General features: G+C 68.5%; 17 protein-coding genes, 1 tRNA gene and 1 other RNA gene. 4 read left to right on the plus strand and 15 right to left on the minus strand.

Going from position 1 to position 17850, the window contains the following annotated elements:
- Nucleotides 1-16: 16 nt before the first annotated feature.
- From YS110_11740 to YS110_11755, 4 genes are all read right to left on the minus strand, one after another.
- Nucleotides 17-1237 carry an RtcB family protein gene (locus YS110_11740; protein UJB65371.1) on the minus strand — a complete coding sequence of 407 codons (1221 nt, stop codon included), beginning with the start codon at nt 1235-1237 and terminating at the stop codon, nt 17-19.
- Between the two features lie 23 nt (nt 1238-1260).
- Entirely contained in the window at nt 1261-1458 is a 198-nt protein-coding gene (locus tag YS110_11745; protein UJB65372.1) for a hypothetical protein, read from the minus strand.
- A gap of 18 nt (nt 1459-1476) precedes the next feature.
- Nucleotides 1477-2622 (minus strand): slipin family protein, encoded by a 1146-nt coding sequence (locus YS110_11750; protein ID UJB65373.1) that lies wholly within the window; start codon nt 2620-2622, stop codon nt 1477-1479.
- A 230-nt stretch (nt 2623-2852) separates the two neighbouring features.
- A tRNA-Met gene (locus YS110_11755) sits at nt 2853-2926 on the minus strand.
- A 334-nt stretch (nt 2927-3260) separates the two neighbouring features.
- Here YS110_11755 and YS110_11760 point away from each other — a divergent pair.
- Nucleotides 3261-4883 (plus strand): sigma 54-interacting transcriptional regulator, encoded by a 1623-nt coding sequence (locus tag YS110_11760; protein UJB65374.1) that lies wholly within the window; start codon nt 3261-3263, stop codon nt 4881-4883.
- A 10-nt stretch (nt 4884-4893) separates the two neighbouring features.
- Nucleotides 4894-5231, plus strand: an RNA gene (rnpB, locus tag YS110_11765) — RNase P RNA component class A.
- 55 nt (nt 5232-5286) lie between these two features.
- Here rnpB and YS110_11770 read toward each other — a convergent pair.
- From YS110_11770 to YS110_11790, 5 genes are all read right to left on the minus strand, one after another.
- Complete coding sequence (locus tag YS110_11770; protein UJB65375.1) at nt 5287-6456, minus strand: M48 family metallopeptidase; 1170 nt, start codon at nt 6454-6456, stop codon at nt 5287-5289.
- The gene (locus YS110_11775) at nt 6456-7703 is read right to left on the minus strand and encodes a DUF898 domain-containing protein (protein ID UJB65376.1); all 1248 of its coding nucleotides are present in this window, start codon (nt 7701-7703) and stop codon (nt 6456-6458) included. The genes YS110_11770 and YS110_11775 overlap by 1 nt, the downstream gene beginning before the upstream one ends.
- A gap of 148 nt (nt 7704-7851) precedes the next feature.
- A complete protein-coding gene (locus YS110_11780; GenBank protein ID UJB65377.1) occupies nt 7852-8568 on the minus strand; it encodes an RNA-binding protein in 717 nt (238 codons plus the stop codon).
- Nucleotides 8561-10225: an MBL fold metallo-hydrolase gene (locus tag YS110_11785; GenBank protein UJB65378.1), complete on the minus strand. Its 1665-nt coding sequence runs from the start codon at nt 10223-10225 to the stop codon at nt 8561-8563. The genes YS110_11780 and YS110_11785 overlap by 8 nt, the downstream gene beginning before the upstream one ends.
- Nucleotides 10226-10233: 8 nt before the next feature.
- The gene (locus tag YS110_11790; protein ID UJB65379.1) at nt 10234-10629 is read right to left on the minus strand and encodes a DoxX family protein; all 396 of its coding nucleotides are present in this window, start codon (nt 10627-10629) and stop codon (nt 10234-10236) included.
- A gap of 79 nt (nt 10630-10708) precedes the next feature.
- Between YS110_11790 and dapF the strand changes: the two genes are divergently transcribed.
- Nucleotides 10709-11599, plus strand: a complete 891-nt coding sequence (gene dapF / locus YS110_11795) for a diaminopimelate epimerase (protein ID UJB65380.1) — start codon at nt 10709-10711, stop codon at nt 11597-11599.
- On the plus strand, nt 11596-12294 hold the full coding sequence (locus YS110_11800; GenBank protein ID UJB65381.1) for a DUF484 family protein: 699 nt from the start codon (nt 11596-11598) through the stop codon (nt 12292-12294). Before dapF ends, YS110_11800 begins: the two co-directional genes overlap by 4 nt.
- A gap of 59 nt (nt 12295-12353) precedes the next feature.
- Here YS110_11800 and YS110_11805 read toward each other — a convergent pair whose 3' ends face one another.
- The 6 genes from YS110_11805 to YS110_11830 form a co-directional block, all read right to left on the minus strand.
- On the minus strand, nt 12354-13091 hold the full coding sequence (locus tag YS110_11805; protein ID UJB65382.1) for an amino acid ABC transporter ATP-binding protein: 738 nt from the start codon (nt 13089-13091) through the stop codon (nt 12354-12356).
- 26 nt (nt 13092-13117) lie between these two features.
- Nucleotides 13118-13789, minus strand: a complete 672-nt coding sequence (locus YS110_11810) for an amino acid ABC transporter permease (GenBank protein UJB65383.1) — start codon at nt 13787-13789, stop codon at nt 13118-13120.
- Nucleotide 13790: 1 nt separating this feature from the next.
- On the minus strand, nt 13791-14543 hold the full coding sequence (locus tag YS110_11815) for an amino acid ABC transporter permease (GenBank protein ID UJB65384.1): 753 nt from the start codon (nt 14541-14543) through the stop codon (nt 13791-13793).
- A gap of 94 nt (nt 14544-14637) precedes the next feature.
- Nucleotides 14638-15537, minus strand: coding sequence for an amino acid ABC transporter substrate-binding protein (locus YS110_11820; protein UJB65385.1), 900 nt, complete (start codon nt 15535-15537; stop codon nt 14638-14640).
- Nucleotides 15538-15642: 105 nt separating this feature from the next.
- Complete coding sequence (locus YS110_11825) at nt 15643-16530, minus strand: amino acid ABC transporter substrate-binding protein (protein ID UJB65386.1); 888 nt, start codon at nt 16528-16530, stop codon at nt 15643-15645.
- Nucleotides 16531-16726: 196 nt separating this feature from the next.
- The gene (locus tag YS110_11830) at nt 16727-17668 is read right to left on the minus strand and encodes a LysR family transcriptional regulator (GenBank protein ID UJB65387.1); all 942 of its coding nucleotides are present in this window, start codon (nt 17666-17668) and stop codon (nt 16727-16729) included.
- Between the last annotated feature and the right edge of the window lie 182 nt (nt 17669-17850).

The following is a 17850-nucleotide window of genomic DNA, read 5'->3' on the forward strand; positions in this document are numbered from 1 at the left end:
ATCCAGGCACGGGGCATCACCCCTTCACGCACACCACCTGCTTGAGCGTGTAGACCACTTCCACCAGGTCCTGCTGCGCGGCCATGACGGCGTCGATGTCCTTGTAGGCCATCGGAATCTCGTCGATCACGTCGGCATCCTTGCGGCATTCCACGCCCTCGGTGGCGGCGATCTGGTCGGCCACGGTGAACAGCTTCTTGGCCTTGGTGCGGCTCATGGCGCGGCCCGCGCCGTGGCTGCAGCTGTTGAAGCTCTCGGGGTGGCCCTTGCCGCGCACGATGAAGCTCTTGGCACCCATGCTGCCGGGAATGATGCCCAGCTGGCCCTGCGCGGCGCTCACCGCGCCCTTGCGGGTCACGAACACCTCCTGCCCGAAATGCGTCTCGCGCTGCACGTAGTTGTGGTGGCAGTTCACCGCTTCCACGTGTGTCTCGAACGGCTTGGCGACACACAAGCGCAGAGCGTTGATGACGCGCGTCATCATCACCTCGCGGTTGGCGGCGGCGAACTTCTGCGCCCAGCCCACGGCCTTGACGTAGTCGCCGAAGTAGCGCGCGCCTTCCTCGAAGTAGGCCAGGTCCTTGTCGGGCAGGTTGCGCTGGTGCAATTCCGCGTCCTTCTTCGCCAGTTCGATGAAGTGCGTGCCGATGGCGTTGCCCACGCCGCGCGAGCCGGAGTGCAGCATGATCCACACGGCCTGGTGCTCATCCAGGCACACCTCGATGAAGTGGTTGCCGGTGCCCAGCGTGCCCAGGTGCTTGTAGTTGTTGGTGTTCTTGATGCGCGGATGCGCTTCGCAGATTTCCTCGAACTCCTGCACCAGCGCGGCCCAGGCGTGGTCGGTTTCGGCGGGCGGGGTTTCCCAGCTTCCCTTGTCGCGGCCATAGCGCTTGGGCGTCAGGCCCACGGGCACGGCGCGCTCGATGACGGCGCGCACGCCCGAGAGGTTGTCGGGCAGGTCGCTGGCGGTGAGCGTGGTCTTGCAGGCCATCATTCCGCAGCCCAGATCCACGCCGACCGCCGCCGGGATGATGGCCTTCAGCGTGGGCACGACGGAGCCGATGGTGGCGCCGATGCCCAGGTGTACGTCGGGCATCACCGCCACGTGCTTGAAAACGATGGGCAGGCGGGCGATGTTGTGCAGTTGCTTGCGTGCGTCTTCCTCCACGGGCACGCCGTGGGTCCACATCTTGACGGGGACGCCGCTGGGGACTTCGTATTGCTGGTAGTTGGTCATTTTTGTTTCCTGTCTCTCGTTGCTCATGCAGCCGCCATGACATCGAAGGCGGCGGCGATGCGGTCGGTCAGCGGGTGGTATGTTTTGCCGCATTTGCGGCAGGCGGGGCGCCAATCGCAGGGGATTCCTTTATCGATCAGCTTCAACAGCTTGTCCGCCCATGCGGCTTTGGCTTGCGGATCGGTCACCGCAGCGTTCAATGGCGTGTCTTTCTTTTTCATTGTTGTTTCCTCTTTCTTTCAACGCATCTTCACGAGGCCGTTCAGCACCTGGTCCAGCCCGCCAAAGACGGAGATCTTGTCGATGCGCTCGGCCACGCGCTCCAGCGTTTCCAGTTCCTTCATGCGCAGGGCGACGGGGTTGTCCTCCATCACCTTGGCGGTGTTGAGCAGCGAGCGCGTGGCGGCGGTTTCCTCGCGGCGGCGGATCACGTTGGCCTGGGCCTGCTTCTCGGCCTGCACCACCTGGGCCAGGATGGCCTTCATGTCCCCGGGCAGCACGATGTCCTTCACGCCCACGCTTTCCAGTTGCAGGCCGTAGGGCTGCAGCTTGGCGGCCATGTGCGCGGTCACGACGTCGTCGATCACCGTCTTGTTCTCCAGCAGCTCGTCCAGCGTGCGCGTACCCACGGCCGCGCGCAGCGCAAATTGCAGTTCGCGGTACAGGTGCTCCACGGGCTTTTGCAACTGACCGAAGGCGCGCAGCACGTCGGTGTAGCGCCAGGTGGCGCTCAGGTTCAGGCGCAGGGCCACCTTGTCGCGGGTCATGATGTCCTGGCCCGAGACTTCGACGGCCTGCAGGCGCAGGTCCACCAGCTCCACGGCGATGACACGGCCGTATTTCCAGAAGGCATAGCTGCCAGCGGCCAGCAGGCGGTCCACCTTGCCGTCGATGGCGAGCAGCGCGCACTGGCCGTCGGGCACCTGCACTTGCAGCACGCCGTTCAGGCCCGCCACGGGGCGCTGGCGCAGTTGGGTTTGCGCCAGGCGCGCGGTCAGGCCGGCGGGCAGCTCGGCACTGGCGCGCAGGTCGATGACCTGCACGGCCACATCGACCAGACCCTTCCAATACAGGCGGCGGGTGCCGGGCGGCAGGATTTCGACCAGCACGCCGTTCTCGCTGCGCAGGCCCGCTTCGTGTTCGGCCAGGTTCACGGCGATGAACTCGGCGGCCACCACGGCAGGCTCGCGCGCCATCAGGTATTCGGCCAGGCCGTGGGTGAAGGCGGGCTGCTCCAGCGCGAAGGTCTCCACGCGCAATTTGTCGAGGCCCGCGAACAGCCAGTGCGTGCCGCTGTGCAGAACCCGGTCGAAATCGCCGTTGCGAAGCAGCAAGGCGCGTTCGTTCTTCTTGACGGTGATGCGTTGGAGGGTGTTGTTCAGCATTTTTCTCTTCCTTCTTCTCTGTCGTCACAGGGTGCCGTTACAGCGGCGGCGGGGAGCCAGGGGACGCGGCCTCGGGCCGTGCAGTGCGCCGGGGTGTGGCTGGCTGCGGGCGCGGGCTGCGCCGGGTGCTGGCGCAAACCGCCGCCGGCTGACGGGGTGCAGGCTTGGGCTTGCGCCTTGGCCCGTGCCCCGCGTTCGGCGGTTCTTTCAACAACCGGCCTTGCGGCCGGATCAATGGACGGGATTCGAACCCGCGACAGATCTCTTATGAGGAGATTGCTCTACCAAACTGAGCTACCAGTGGCGGCACGCCTGGAGTCGAACCAGACACGCCCTTGCGGGTTGGTCACCACGACCGTGCCAGTACCCGGCGCTTGCGGCGTGCGGCATGCAGGGAATCGACAAGGCGCGAAGGCCCCGGACTCCCGGCACCGGCAGGGCGGACATGCGTCCAAACCCTGGCCTGTGAGCGTTCGGCGCTTGCGTCGGGTACCTTGTCTATTGCCAGATGCGTGCCAGCCTGGGTGGAATTGCGCTAACCATTTGCCACCAAAGGGGAAAACCGGATTCATCGGTCATCGGTGCGATTGCTGATTGCCAGTATTGCTAGACTGTTGGCTAGTTATCTAGCTGAAAACATGCACAAGAAAAAAGTGGTCATCGGCTTCCTCGGCACGCAGCTCGACTCGGGCCGGGGCGCGGGCCGCTGGCAAAAGTGGCGGCCTACCGTCTCGCTGGTGCAGCACCCGGACATGGTGATCGACCGGCTGGAACTGCTCTACACAACCCCGCACAAGGATCTGGCCGCGCTGGTGCGCGCCGACATCGCCACCACCTCGCCCGAGACTTCGGTCAACCTCGTGGAGATGCCCACCGCCGATCCGTGGGACTTCGGCGAGGTCTATGCGCGCCTGTTCGACTGGGCGCAGGCCTACCGCTTCGACCCGGAGCGCGAGGACTACTGGACGCACATCACCACCGGAACGCACGTGGCGCAGATCTGCCTGTTCCTGCTGGTCGAGTCGCGCCGCATTCCGGGGGTGCTGGTGCAAACCTCTCCCCCGAAGCGCCAGCGCAGCGGCGCGCCGGGCACCTACACGCTGATCGACCTGGACCTGTCGCGCTACGACGTGATCGCCCAGCGCTTCGGCGCCGAGCAGCGCGACGCGGTGCAGTTCCTCAAGAGCGGCATCGCCACGCGCAACGCGCGCTTCAACGCGCTGATCGACGAGGTGGAGCGCGTGGCAGTGCGCTCGCGCGCGCCCATCCTGTTCACCGGGCCCACGGGCGCGGGCAAATCGCACCTGGCGCGGCGCATGTACGCGTTGAAGAAGGCGCGCCACCAGGTGCAAGGCCCGTTCGTCGAAGTGAACTGCGCCACCTTGCGCGGCGATGGCGCGGCCTCCACCCTGTTCGGCCACAAGAAGGGCGCCTTCACCGGCGCGGCCGCAGACCGGCCGGGCCTGCTGCGCGCCGCGCACCAGGGCGTGCTGTTTCTCGACGAAATCGGCGAGCTGGGCCTGGACGAGCAGGCCATGCTGCTCAAGGCCGTGGAGGAAAAGCGCTTCTACCCCCTGGGCAGCGACCGGGAGGTGGAAAGCGACTTCCAGCTGGTGGCCGGCACCAACCGCGACCTGCGGGCCGAGGTGGCGGCGGGGCGCTTCCGCGAAGACCTGTTCGCGCGCATCAACCTCTGGAGCTACGTGCTGCCCGGCCTGGCGCAGCGGCCCGAAGACATCGCCCCCAACGTGGACCACCTGCTGGCGCAGGCGGGCCATGCGCTGGGCCGCGGCGTGCGCTTTTCCAGCGAGGCACGGGCGGCGTACCTGCGCTACGCCCAGTCGCCCGAGGCGCCGTGGGCGGGCAACTTCCGCGACCTGTCGGCCAGCGTGACGCGCCTGGCCACGCTGGCGGACAACGGGCGCATCGGCCTGCCCTTGGTGGACGCGGAGCTGCAGCGGCTGCGCTGGCAATGGGAGCGGCTCGGGAACGCGCCGGCAATGGACGCGCAGGCCGGCGGCGTCGATCTGGCGGCCTTGCTGGGCGGCGAGGCACTGCAGTCCATCGACCTGTTCGACCAATTGCAGTTGCGCGCGGTGCTGCAGGTGTGCCAGCGCGCGCGCACCCTGTCGGAAGCGGGGCGGATGCTGTTCCAGGCCTCGCGCGGGCAGCGCAGCGTGGTCAACGATGCCGACCGGCTGCGCAAATACCTGGCACGGTTCGGGCTGACGTGGGACCGGGTGCGCGAAGCTCTGGGATAATCGCCCCCGTGAAGCACGCCAGACCGCCGCTGGTGCTAGTGCCGAAAGGCCGCACTGGAGGAATGTCCGGACTGCACAGGACAGCGTAGCAGCTAACGGCTGCCCACCGTGAGGTGAGGATCAGAGCAACAGAGACGAGTCCCGGGGGAGTGCCGCAAGGTAGACCACTGGGGGTGAAACGGGCAATCTCTACGCGCAGCAACACCAAGTAGGCCAGCGTTGACGTGGTTCCGCGGAGCTGGCGGGTAGGTGGCACCGAGCCGTGGTGGCGACACCCGGCCCAGAGTAATGGCGGTCACGTGCGGGCAACCGCATGCACAGAATCCGGCTTATCGGCGCGCTTCACACTTTTCATTCAAAACGGCCTCCAGCCCTTACTGGGAAAGCGCCAGCAGCTCTTCTTTCAGGAGCAACCGGGCACCTGCCCGGCACGCAGCGCACGCGCGCGCCCGGCGGTGTCGGGGTGGCTGCTCAGCAGCGACCAGACGGGGTGCGCCTCGTCCTGCCCGGGCTCCGTGGCCTTGCCGGGCTGCGGGTCCTTGCCGCCCGAACGCGCGTCCTGCGCCATGGCCAGCAGCAGGTCGCCCATGGGCGCGGTGGGCAGCGCGGCGCGGCGCATCAGCCCCAGCGCGAAGCAATCGGCCTCGCGCTCGTGCGCGCGGCTGTACGACATGGCGGTGAGCAGCGCGCTGCCCGAGGCCAGCAGGCCCGAGACATCGCCCAGCGCCAGCTCCAGCCCCATCTGCAGCACGCCCTGCTGCACCAGCATGCGCGTGGTATGGCGGTAGGCCACGTGGCCGATCTCGTGCGCCAGCACGCCCGCCAGCGCCTCGTCGCCCAGCCCCTGGCGCGCGGCCACCTGCACGATTTCGTCGGTCAGCACCACCGTGCCGCCTGGCAAGGCGAAGGCATTGGCGCCCATGCCGCGGCGGAACTGCAGCGACCACTGCGGCGCATAGCCGGGGTAGCGCTGCAGCGCGGGCACCGTGGCCATGGCCCGGGTCAGCCCCTGGAAGCGCGCGCGCAGGGCCTCCTGCCGCGCACGCGGCAGTTGGCTGGGCTTGAGCATGCCGTCGTCCATTTGCGCCAGGCCCTGGTCGGCCAGCGCCGTTTCCCAGCCCAGCGGCACCCAGCGCGCGAGCTGCGTCGCCAGCCAGGGCGTGCCGTAGCGGTAGAACAGCGCCAGGCCCAGCACGCCGGCCAGCAGCATGGCCAGGAAGATGCCCCAGCGCGTCTGCATGCGCTGCGCCAGGCGCGGCCGGTCGCCCGCGGCGGCCAGGGCGCTGTGCCATGCGGCCACAGCGTCGATCTCCAGGCTGCCATGGGCGTGCAGGTCGACCACCACGCGCTGCTGCGGGCGGCGGGCGCTCCAGGCCTCGGGCCAGCCCACCGCGCGCCAGGGCAGGTGCAGCGCCTCGCCCCCCGGGGCCGCGACCGGGTGCACGCTCAGCGACGGCCCGCCGGGCGCCGGGTGCAGCCCCACGAGCACGGCGCGCGCCTGGCTGCTGCGCCCGTCGAACCAGCGCGCGGGCACCAGCGCGGCGGGGGCCGGAGTGTCGCCGGGGGCGAGCATCAGACGATCAGCTCCAGCCCCGCGGCGTCGGCCAGCGCGTCGCCGATGCCGCCGGTCTGCTGGCGCGCCAGCGTGCCGGCCACCTGGTCCACCCCGCCCTTGATGTGCAGGGTGACCGATTCCAGCTTCATGCGGTACTCGCTCACCACGGCGAACGGGCGGAACAGCCCCAGCGTGACCAGGGTGAGCAGCATGTTGCGCAGGCGCAGCAGCACGTAGCGCCCCACGCGCAGATCGCATTTGAAGCGCGCGATGCGGCTCACGCCGATGTTGTTCCAGGTCAGGCGGAACAGCGCGGCCTCCCGGTAGGCGCGCGCGGGCGCCGTGGCCAGGAAGAGCACGAACAGCAGCGCCACGAAGGCGGCGATCAGGAACAGCACCATGCCCATCCCGGGCTGCCCCTGGCCCAGCGCCTTGACCATGGCGAACGAGCCGCCCACCAGCCCCGCCAGCAGCAGCGACAGCACCAGGATCGACACCAGGAACACCCCCACCGTGGCCAGCCAGAGCCGGACGAAGTCCATGTACGCCGGCTTCCAGCGCCCCGGTTCGGTGCCCAGGCTGGCACGCAGCACCAACAGGCTGCGGTAGTTGAAGTCGATGCGGATCAGGCACAGCACCGTGAGCACCAGCCCCAGCAGCACCAGCGCCACCATGGGGGCACCGACCTGCGGCAGCTTGCGGCCCGCCGCGGCGCCCTCCAGCGGCGCGGGCGCCAGCGCCTGCAGCCCGAAGAACACGGCCAGCCACACCAGCGCCAGCGCGAACACGGGCCAACTGGCGCGGTAGACCTCGCGCCAATCGGCCGTGAACTGCAGCCGCAGGCCGCGCCAGCGCGTGTTGCCCAGGCGAAAGCGCATGGCGCTGCTCCAGATCAGCGGCGCCAGCGCCGCCCCGGCCAGGATGAACAGCCCCACGGCCACGTCCTGCCCGGTGCTGGCCGCCAGCTTGTAGGCCAGCGTGAGCAGCACCACCACCAGAAAGCCCACCACCATGCGCCGCTGCTGCGCCGTGAACTCCAGCGGGCTGCCCGCCACCAGCGTGTGGCCAAAGAAATACTGCGCCGTGCGCCGCCGCGCCCAGGGGGTGTAGAAGCCCAGCGTGACGATGGTGAGCAGCACGTTGACGATCCACACGCGCAGGAACTCGGCCCCGCTGCCGGTGAAGCGCATGGGGTGCGGCTCGATGTCTTGCGATGCGAACGAAGCGTGCATCCGGGCAGCGCCGGGCGGTGCGGGACGTGGCATGGGTTTTTCCTCCCTCTGCGGCTTGCGTGGCCGTGGTGTGTCGTAATGGCTTGGCGCGCAGTGTAGCCGGGCGCCGTTTCTGCACAAAAAGGCTGCCAGCGCCCATCCATCAAGCGCCAGCAGCTCTTTTTTCAGGAGCATGCAAGGTCTAGAACCGCTCCCACGGGTGCGCGTAGCGCCATTGCCCCGCCGGCAGTTTGGCCAGCGGCAGGCGGCCGATGCGGATGCGCTGCAGCGCCGTCAGCGCCAGCCCCACGGCGGCGCACATGGCGCCCACCTGGCCGGGGTGCACGCCCTTGAGCGCGAAGCGCAGGCGGCGCTCGCTCTGCCAGCTCACCTTGGTGGGCGGCAGCATCTGCCCGTCCAGGGCCAGGCCATGGCACAGGCGCTGCAGACCGTTGGGGGCGATGCTGCCCACCACCTCGGCCAGGCATTCGTGCTCCAGCGTGGCGGTGCCTTCGGCGAAGTAGCGCGCCACGCGCCGGTCCTGCGTGTAGACCACCAGGCCGCCGGCTTCGGCGGGCAGCGGCGCCACGCATTCGAGCTGGCGAAAATGCCGCTGCAGCACACGCACCGGCGGGCCGCCGGACGCATGCCGGTGCGCGGGGGCCAGCAGCGCCAGCGCGCCCTCGGCGTCCAGGCCTGCGGGCTTGTGCAGCAGCAGCGTGACGGGCGGAAGCTCCTGCGCCCGCGCGCCCGGCGCCAGGGCGACCTGCTGGCCCGGCGCCACGCGCGCGCCGGGGGCTTCGACCACCGCGCCATCGACCTGCACCCAGCCGCCCTCGATGTACAGCTCGGCCTCGCGGCGCGAGCACGGCAGTTGCGCCGCCAGGCGCTTGGCCAAACGCTCGCCTGTGTCAGTCATTGCCGGGCTCCAGCATGCGGATGCGCTCCACGTGCGCCAGCAGCGAGCGCTGCGCCACCGGCCACAGGCGCGGCGGCACGTCGGCGTAGGCGTGCTCGACCCACTGCTCCACCGTGCCCTCGGGCAGCGCCTGCATGGCGGCGATGACCCTGGCCTCGCGCGCCAGGCGGTGGGCCTTGAGCTGCGCGATGGTGGCGCGTGCCGTGCCCAGCACGTAGCCGTGCGCGGGCAGGATGAATTCGACGCCGTGCGCGGCGCACAGCGCGTCGAGCCGGTCGAGCGCGTCCAGGTAATCCGCCATATTGCCGTCGGGCGGGTCGATCACCGTGGTGCTGCCGTTGAGGATGTGGTCGCCCGAGAACAGCAGCGCATCCTCGACCAGCAGCAGGCACAGGTGGTTGGCCGCGTGGCCGGGCGTGTGCACCACCTGCAGGGTATGGGTGATTTCACCCTCCAGGCCTTTGCCAGCAAGCGTGAGCAGCTCCCCATCTTGTAGCGCCCGCTCGGGCGTGAACTGGGCCGCGGCGCGCGCCGTGGGGGCCGAGGGCAGGCCCAGGATAGGCGGCGCGGCGCGCCCAGCCTGCACGCACAACTGCTGCAGTGGCCAGGCGCCGGGCGAGTGGTCGGCGTGCGAGTGCGTGCACACGATCATGCGGATGTCGCCGCCCGCGGCGCGCCACAGGCGCTGCAGGTGCTCCAGGTCCTCGGGGCCGGGGTCGATGGCGATGTAGCCCGTGGCCGGGTCGCCCACCAGATAGCTGTTGGTGCCGGGGCCGGTCATCACGCCCGGGTTGGGGGCGGTGAGGCGCTGCAGGTTCTTGCGCAGCGCCACGGAGCGCTCGCTCTGCCACTCCAGCGGGTGCACGATCTGCCCGTCGGGGCAGACCATGGCCAGCTCGCCGAACTCGGGCTCGTGCTCCATGTGGCGCGATTCCTTGCCGTGGCGCAGCCCGGCGCGCGGGCAGCTCACCCACAGCGGCGCCTCGCCCGCCACGGCGGCCAGCAGCGCGCCGGTGTGGGCGTAGGCCGCCAGGCGCTCCAGCGTGCGGATGGTGGGGTAGATCATGAAGAACTGCCCGGCGGCGTGGCGCGCCAGCGCATCGGCCGGGCGCACCCACACGGGCTCGAACTGCTCGGCCTCGTCGGCCACGGGCTCCTGGCCGGGCGGCATGCGCGCCACCAGGAAGGGCACGGCGAAGCGCTTGGGCAGGTCGCGGTCGGCCGTCCAGTGCGCCAGCAGGTACACGGCGTCGGCCGCCAGGCGCAGGCCGCGCGCCGCCACCTGCGCGGCGAAGGGGCCGCGGCGGTCGAGCGCGGCGATGTCGGCCGCGCCGGCCCAGCGGCCATCGGCATGGCGCGCCAGCAGGATGCCCAGTTCCTCGAAGCTCTCGCGGATGGCGGCGATGGCCTCGGTCAGGTGCCGCTCGCCCTGCGCCGGGCGGCGGTCGGCCAGGGCGTGGGCGGCGCTGTCCTGCGCGTCGATGCCGCCGCCGGGGAACACGTAGGCGCCGGGGGCGAAGCTGGCCTGGGCGCTGCGGCGCGTCATCAGCACTTCGAGCGCGCCGTCGGCCCCATCGCGCAGCAGCAGCACGGTGGCGGCCTCGAGCGGCCGGGCGGGCTGGCGCGCGGGGTGCAGGTATTGGTTGGTACGGGCCATGGCGCGTCTCACTTTCCGGATCGGGCGGTCAGCACCACCACCAGGGCGCTGGCCAGGTAGAAGGCCTGCAGCTCCAGCGCCCAGCCGCCCGAGCGGTTCAGCGCCAGCCAGTCGCCCTGGTGTACCAGCACCAGCGCCACGACCATGTTGACCACGACCACGGCGGCGGCGGGCACCACCCAGAAGCCGACCAGCAGCATCAGCGGCGCCACCACCTCGCCCAGGTACACCGCGTAGGCCAGGAAGCCGGGCAGGCCGCGCTGCACCAGCAGGCCCTCGATCCACCCCACGCCGTAGCGGATCTTGGCCCAGCCGTGCAACAGCAGCAGCAGCAGCAGCGCCAGCGTGGTGCGCAGCAGCAGCGCGCCCAGGTGGGGGTGGTGGAAATGGCTCCAGAACTTCACGGGGTTTCCTCGGGTGACGCCGACCAGGGGCGAAGGCGGCACGATAAACCATTCTCTGCGCGGATAATGGGCGCCCATCATGCAGATCCGTTTCACCAAGATGCAGGGCGCGGGCAACGACTTCATCGTGCTCGACGAAACCCAGGGCCGCCTGGGCCTGTCGCCCGCGCAGTACCGCTTTCTGGCGGACCGCCACTTCGGCGTCGGCGCCGACCAGATCCTGAGCGTGCGCGCCCCCGCCCCACAGGCCGCGGCCGAGGGCATCGACTTCGAGTACGTGATCCACAACGCCGACGGCGGCGAGGTGGAGCAGTGCGGCAACGGCGCGCGCTGCTTCGCGCGCTTCGTGCACGACCAGGGGCTGACCGGCAAGGACAGCATCCGCGTGCAGACCCGCGCCGGCGTGATCGCCCCGCGCCTCACGGCCGACGGGCGCGTGACCGTGGACATGGGGCTGCCGCGCTTCGCGCCGCAGCAGTTGCCGTTCGACGCCAGCGGCCTCACGCCCACGCCCCAGCACCAAGGGGAAAAATGGCCTCTAACGCTTGATGGGATTGCGCCAAAAGCTCATGTTTCGATAGCAATCGCCTCCATGGGCAACCCGCACGCCGTGCTGCTGGTGGACGACGTGGACACGGCGCCCGTGGCCGCCTGGGGGCCGCTGATCGAGCGCCACGCGCGCTTCCCGGCGCGGGTGAACGCGGGCTTCCTGCAAATCGTCGACCGCGCGCAGGTGCGCCTGCGCGTGTACGAGCGCGGCGCCGGCGAAACGCTGGCCTGCGGCACCGGCGCCTGCGCCGCCGTGGTCTCGGGCATCCGCCTGGGGCTGCTGGACGGCCTGGTGGACGTGCACACGCGCGGCGGGCGCCTGTCCATCGCCTGGGCCGGCGGCGCCAGCGACCCCGTTTTTCTCACCGGCCCCGCCACCACCGTGTTCGAGGGCCAGATCGAACTCCCCGACCTGCTATGACTTCCACGACTTCTTCCGCACCGCTGCCGCCGCTGTCCGAAGCCGACATCGCCGAGTACCTCATCAACACGCCGGAGTTCTTCCAGCGCCATGCCGAGGTGCTGGGCAGCATCACCATCGCCAGCCCGCACGGCGCGCGCGCCGTGAGCCTGCACGAACGCCAGACCGAGCTGCTGCGCGAAAAGATCAAGGGGCTGGAACTGCGCGTGATGGACATGGTGCGCCACGGCAACGAGAACGCCGCCATCGCGCAGAAGATCCACGAATGGGCCTGCACGCTGGCGCGCGCCATCGACCCGGCCGACCTGCCCCAGGTGGCGGCGGACGGCATCCAGGCGCGCTTCGACGTGCCCCAGGCCGCGCTGCGCGTGTGGGGCGTGGCACCGCAGCACCAGGGCGCGGCGTTCGCCTCGGGCGTGAGCGAGGACACGCGCGCCTTCGCCACCTCGCTGACCATGCCGTTCTGCGGCCCCAACCTCGGCTTCGAGGCCACGGCCTGGCTGCCGCAGCCGGAGGTGGTGCAATCGATGGCGCTGCTGCCGCTGCGCGAGGGCACCATCGACAGCACCACCCCGGCCTTCGGCCTGCTGGTACTGGGCTCGCCCGACCCGCAGCGCTTCGATGCCACCATGGGCACCGAATTCCTCTCGCGCATGGCCGAACTGGCGAGCGCGGCGCTGGCGCGGCTGCGCTGACTCACCCGCCCCTCAAACAAACAGGGCGCCCATGGCGCCCTGTTTTTTTGCACCGCAGCTCAGTGCTGCAGGATCTTGTTGAGGAAATCCTTGGTGCGCGGCTGGCGCGCGTCGGGGTTGCCGAAGAATTCCTCCTTCGTGCAGTCCTCCAGGATCTTGCCGCCCACGTCCATGAAGATCACGCGGTTGCTCACGCGCTTGGCGAAGCCCATTTCGTGCGTCACGCACATCATGGTCATGCCCTCGTTGGCCAGGCCCACCATCACGTCGAGCACCTCGCCGACCATCTCCGGGTCGAGCGCCGAGGTGGGCTCGTCGAACAGCATCACGATCGGATCCATGCTCAGCGCGCGCGCGATCGCCACGCGCTGCTGCTGGCCGCCCGAGAGCTGGCCGGGAAACTTGTCCTTGTGCGCCGACAGGCCCACGCGGTCGAGCATCTTCAGGCCGCGCTTCCTGGCGTCGTCCAGGCTGCGGCCGAGCACCTTGACCTGGGCGATGGTCAGGTTTTCGGTCACCGACAGGTGCGGGAACAGCTCGAAGTGCTGGAACACCATGCCGACGTGGCTGCGCAGCTTGGGCAGGTCGGTCTTGGGGTCGTGCACGGCCGTGCCGTTGACCCATATCTCGCCCTTCTGGATCGGCTCGAGCGCGTTGATGGTCTTGATGAGCGTGGACTTGCCGGAGCCGGAAGGCCCGCACACCACCACCACCTCGCCCTTCTGGATGCTGGTGGAGCAGTCGTTGAGCACCTGGAAGCTGCCGTACCACTTGGAGACGTTCTTCAGTTCAATCATGGTTGAAATTCCTCATTCACACGCCATCAGCGGATGATGGCGATCTTCTTGTGCAGGCGCTTGACGCTCCACGACAGCGCGTAGCACATCACGAAATACAGCACGGCGGCCGCCAGGTAGGCTTCGATGGGACGGCCGAAGTTCTTGCCCGCCACCTCGAAGCCCTTGAGCATGTCGTAGGCACCGATGGCGTAGACCAGCGAGGTGTCCTGGAACAGGATGATGGTCTGCGTCAGCAGCACCGGCAGCATGTTGCGGAAGGCCTGGGGCAGGATCACCAGCTTCATGTTCTGCCCGTAGGTCATGCCCAGCGCCTGCCCGGCGAACACCTGGCCGCGCGGGATCGACTGGATGCCGGCGCGCATGATTTCGCTGAAGTAGGCGGCCTCGAAGGCGACGAAGGTGATGACGGCGGAGCTTTCCGCGCCGATGGGGCGGCCGATGATCAGGGGCACCAGCAGGAAGAACCACAGGATCACCATCACCAGCGGGATGGAGCGCATGCCGTTGACGTAGATGGTGGCGGGCACCACGAGCCACTTCTTGCCCGACAGGCGCATCAGCGCCAGCAGCGTGCCGAAGAACACGCCGCCCAGCGTGGCGACGATGGTCAGCAGCACGCTGAAGGTGAGGCCCTTCAGCACGAAGTTGCTGATGAGGTCCCAGTTGTAGAACGAGAAATCGATATTGAGGTTCATGTCAGTGCCCCCCGCCGCCTGCGGCGATCAGGCCAGGTACGCGCGAGCGCTTCTCGATGAACGCCATGACGCGGTTGATGGCGAAGGCCGAGACCACGTACAGGCCCGTGACGGCCAGGTACACCTCGACGCCGCGCGCCGTTTCCTCCTGCGCCTGCATGGCGAACATGGTCAGCTCGGCCACCGACACAGCGAAGGCCACCGACGAGTTCTTGAACACGTTCATGGTCTCGCTGGTGAGCGGCGGAATGATGATGCGGAACGCCATCGGCAGCAGCACGTAGCGGTAGTACTGGAACGTGGTGAAGCCCAGCGCCATGCCCGCGTAGCGCTGGCCGCGCGGCAGCGACTGGATGCCCGAGCGCACCTGCTCGGCGATGCGCGCCGAGGTGAAGAAGCCCAGGGCGAAGACCACCAGCACGAACCCCGGCAGCGACTTCATCGCCGGGAACATCGCAGGGATCACGTGGTACCACAGGAAGATGTGGACCAGCAGCGGAATATTGCGGAAAAACTCGACCCAGGCGTTGCCCAGGCGCACGGTCCACGGACGGCCCTCCAGCGTGCGCAGCGTGCCGATGACCGCGCCGACCACCAGGGCGATCAGCAGCGAAAGCAGCGAGACCGACACCGTCCAGCCCCAGGCCGACAGCATCCAGTCGAGGTAGGTGACATCGCCGTTCTTGCCGAAGCAGCTCGCGCCCACCTCTTGGGTAATGGTGTCCTGGCAGAACACCTGCCATTCCCAGCTCATAGGAACATCCCTTCAATGACCCGCACACGGCGGGTGACAACAAAAAACGCCCCTCCAACCACGCGGCAGAAGGGGCGGAGCATGGAAACGCCGCTTACTTGACTTCGTAAGCCTCCATCGGCTTGTCGTTGGGGTGTGCCCAGGCTTCCTTGGTGGCGTCGGACAGCGGCAGGCCGATCTTCACGTTGGCCGGGGGAATCGGCTCCAGGAACCACTTGTCATACAGCTTGCCCAGGCTGCCATCGGCGATCTGGCGCTTGATGGAGTCGTCCACGGCCTTCTTGAAGGCCGGGTCGTCCTTGCGCAGCATGCAGGCGATGGGCTCGACCGACAGCACTTCGCCGACGATCTTGTAGTCGGCGGGGCTCTTGGACTTGGAGATGTTGGCGGCCAGGATGGAGCCGTCCATGATGAAGGCGTCGGCGCGGCCGGTCTCCAGCATCAGGAAGCTGTCGGCGTGGTCCTTGCCCATCACTTCCTTGAAGGTCAGGCCATCGGCGCGCTTGTTCTTGCGCAGCGTCTGCACCGAGGTCGTGCCCGTCGTGGTGACGATGGTCTTGCCGTTCAGGTCCTTGATGCCGGTGATGCCGGACTTGGCGTTCACGGCGATGCGCACTTCCTCCACGTAGGTGGTCACGGCAAAGGCCACTTCCTTCTGGCGGGCCGCGCTGTTGGTGGTGGAGCCGCACTCGATGTCCACCGTGCCGTTGGTCACCAGCGGGATGCGGTTCTGCGACGTCACGGGCTGGTACTTGATCTCCATCTTGGCCAGGCCCAGCTGCTTCTGGATGTCGGCCAGCACGCGCTCGCCCATCTCGGTATGGAAGCCGACGTACTTGCCATTGCCCAGGGTATAGCCCAGGCCCGAGGACTCGCGCACGCCCAGCGTGACCGCGCCCGAGGACTTGATCTTGGCCAGGGTGTCGTTGGCCTGGGCGAAGGCTGCGGTTGCGGCCAGCGCGGTGACGGCCACCGCCAGCAATTGCTTCTTCATACAAACTCCTTATGGGTGAAGCGAAGGGAAGGTTGGGAGCGCGGGCCCGCGGTTCTTGGCCGCACGGTCCACGCCTATCGAAACGACAGGATAAGAGGTATAGCCCTAAAAGGGGACCTGATCCGTAGGGTATTTCCAGAAGTCCCGCAGCAAATAGCTTACCGGGAGATGCAACGCCCTGCCCTGCGGCGGGATGGGCTGCATGAACCACTTGTCATAGATGGCCAGGATCTCGCGGCTGGTGATCAGGCGGCGCATTTCCTCGTCCACGACTTGCTTGAAGGCAGCGTCCTGCCTGGGCAGCGCGATGGCCAGGGCCTCGGTGGTCAGGAAGCGGCCCTCGACCTTGAGCGCCTTGGGGTCGGGGCGGCTGGCCGCCAGGCTGTAGAGCAGCACGTCGTCCATGGCGAAAGCGTCGGCCTCGCCCTTCTCGACCATCTCCACGGCGCGGGCGTGGTCCGGCGCCTCCAGCAGCGTGAAGCCCATGAGACGCTCGCGGCCAGCCTTCTCGGCCACCTTGTAGGCCGTCGTTCCGCGCGTGGACACCAGCTTCTTGCCCGCCAGGTCTTCCATGCGCGTGACCTTGCTGGACGCCTTCATGAGCAGGCGCGTGCCGGTGATGAAATGGGGAATGGTGAACGCCACCTTCTCCCGGCGCTCGGCATTGTTGGTGGTGGAGCCGCACTCCAGGTCCGCCTTGCCCTGCTCGACCATGGCCATGCGGTTTTCCGGCGTGACTTGCAGGAATGCGACGGCCATGTCCTTCATGCCGGTTTTCCTGCGCACGGCCTCGGCCAGCCGCAGGCACAGGTCGACGGCATAGCCCATTGGCTTGCCCTCGTGCACGTAGGAGAAAGGAACCGAGGACGCGCGGTGCGCCAGCACCAGCTTGCCCCCCGCCGCGACCCGGTCGAGCACGCCCTGCGCGCCAGCACCCGCGGTACAGCACAGCAGCGCGAAGCCCAATGCCATGCCCAAGTGCTGCTTCTTCATGTGACGGCTCCGTACCGAGGTCCTGCTTGTAACAAAGGGTGGCGTCTTTTGGACGCATCCCAAGGGGGTGTGCTGCGCCGTGGCGGCCTGTACGGCGACCCTGCCGCGCAGCAAGGTTGCAGACTGTAAGAGCACACCCGGGCAAATGCCAATGCCGATTACAAAACAGGATTATGCAGAATTTTTATGTCCGTATTTACCCTAGGCATGGGGCGCCATGCGCCTGCAGGTGGGCCCAAAGGGCCTGGGCCGTGCCCTGGGGCACGTCCTTGCCCATGGGCCGCTCGCGGTAGGCGCGCACGTCCATCACCATCTGCAGCGGCTCCCGCAGCTCGGCGGGCGCGGCACCCACCAGCTTGCCCGCCGCCAGTTCCTTGCGCACGGCGCTCGACGGCAGGAAGGCGACGCCGTGGCCTTCCAGGGCCATGGCCTTGAGCCCCTCGGCCATGTCGGTCTCGTAGACCCGGTCGAGGTGGATCGGGATGCCCGACTGCTTGAGGATCAGGTCGGTCAAATGCCCCAGATAGGCCCCCGCCGCGTAACCCAGGTAGGGCAGCGGCAGCTGCGCTGCGCCAGGCAGGCGGTACAGCGGCTGGCCCTGTGCATCGGGCTTGGCATAGGGCGCCAGGGCCTCCTGCCCCAGGCTCACCATCTCATAGCGCTCCGCATCCAGCTGGATCGGCTGCGAGGGATGGTGGTAGGCGATCAGCAGGTCGCAGCCCCCCTCGACCAGGCGCATCACCGCATCGTGCACGTTCAGCGCGATCAGGCGGCTCTTGAACGGGCCGAACTGCGCGTGCAGCTCCGACACCCAGGCCGGGAAGAACGTGAACGCCAGCGTGTGCGGCACGGCGAAGGCCACCACGTCCTTGCCCGAACTGGTGTGCGCGCGCAGCATGGCGCGCGTGTTGTGCAGGCCCTGCAGCATCTCCAGGGCCTGGTCGTACAGCGTCTTGCCTGCGGGGGTGAGCCGCGTGGGGTAGGAGCTGCGATCGACCAGGTCGGTGCCGGCCCAGGCCTCCAGCGCCTGGATGCGGCGCGAGAACGCCGGCTGCGTCACATGGCGCAACTGCGCCGAGCGGCTGAAACTGCGCGTTTCCGCCAGGCTGACAAAGTCCTCTAACCACTTGGTTTCCATGCGCGGCATTATCCGCCCGGGACATGGCGGCACGGAAAAGCCACGGGCCTGCGCCCGCGCGGCCCGCGCCGCATAATCTGCAGCGCGGCGCCTACCCGGCGCCCTTCCCCGGCCCCAGGTGCAAAACGCTGCGGGGCAGCGAGATCCGCATTCGCCATGTTCGCCTTTTCCGACTCACTGCA

This window comes from Acidovorax sp. YS12 (genome assembly GCA_021496925.1).
In the GTDB taxonomy this organism is placed as follows: Bacteria; Pseudomonadota; Gammaproteobacteria; order Burkholderiales; family Burkholderiaceae_C; genus Paenacidovorax.

Coding starts and splice junctions, on each gene's coding strand:
- YS110_11740 (UJB65371.1), bottom strand. CDS start 1,237: ATGACCAACTACCAGCAATACGAAGTCCCCAGCGGCGTCCCCGTCAAG.
- YS110_11745 (UJB65372.1), bottom strand. CDS start 1,458: ATGAAAAAGAAAGACACGCCATTGAACGCTGCGGTGACCGATCCGCAA.
- YS110_11750 (UJB65373.1), bottom strand. CDS start 2,622: ATGCTGAACAACACCCTCCAACGCATCACCGTCAAGAAGAACGAACGC.
- YS110_11760 (UJB65374.1), top strand. CDS start 3,261: ATGCACAAGAAAAAAGTGGTCATCGGCTTCCTCGGCACGCAGCTCGAC.
- YS110_11770 (UJB65375.1), bottom strand. CDS start 6,456: ATGCTCGCCCCCGGCGACACTCCGGCCCCCGCCGCGCTGGTGCCCGCG.
- YS110_11775 (UJB65376.1), bottom strand. CDS start 7,703: ATGCCACGTCCCGCACCGCCCGGCGCTGCCCGGATGCACGCTTCGTTC.
- YS110_11780 (UJB65377.1), bottom strand. CDS start 8,568: ATGACTGACACAGGCGAGCGTTTGGCCAAGCGCCTGGCGGCGCAACTG.
- YS110_11785 (UJB65378.1), bottom strand. CDS start 10,225: ATGGCCCGTACCAACCAATACCTGCACCCCGCGCGCCAGCCCGCCCGG.
- dapF (UJB65380.1), top strand. CDS start 10,709: ATGCAGATCCGTTTCACCAAGATGCAGGGCGCGGGCAACGACTTCATC.
- YS110_11800 (UJB65381.1), top strand. CDS start 11,596: ATGACTTCCACGACTTCTTCCGCACCGCTGCCGCCGCTGTCCGAAGCC.
- YS110_11805 (UJB65382.1), bottom strand. CDS start 13,091: ATGATTGAACTGAAGAACGTCTCCAAGTGGTACGGCAGCTTCCAGGTG.
- YS110_11810 (UJB65383.1), bottom strand. CDS start 13,789: ATGAACCTCAATATCGATTTCTCGTTCTACAACTGGGACCTCATCAGC.
- YS110_11815 (UJB65384.1), bottom strand. CDS start 14,543: ATGAGCTGGGAATGGCAGGTGTTCTGCCAGGACACCATTACCCAAGAG.
- YS110_11820 (UJB65385.1), bottom strand. CDS start 15,537: ATGAAGAAGCAATTGCTGGCGGTGGCCGTCACCGCGCTGGCCGCAACC.
- YS110_11825 (UJB65386.1), bottom strand. CDS start 16,530: ATGAAGAAGCAGCACTTGGGCATGGCATTGGGCTTCGCGCTGCTGTGC.
- YS110_11830 (UJB65387.1), bottom strand. CDS start 17,668: ATGGAAACCAAGTGGTTAGAGGACTTTGTCAGCCTGGCGGAAACGCGC.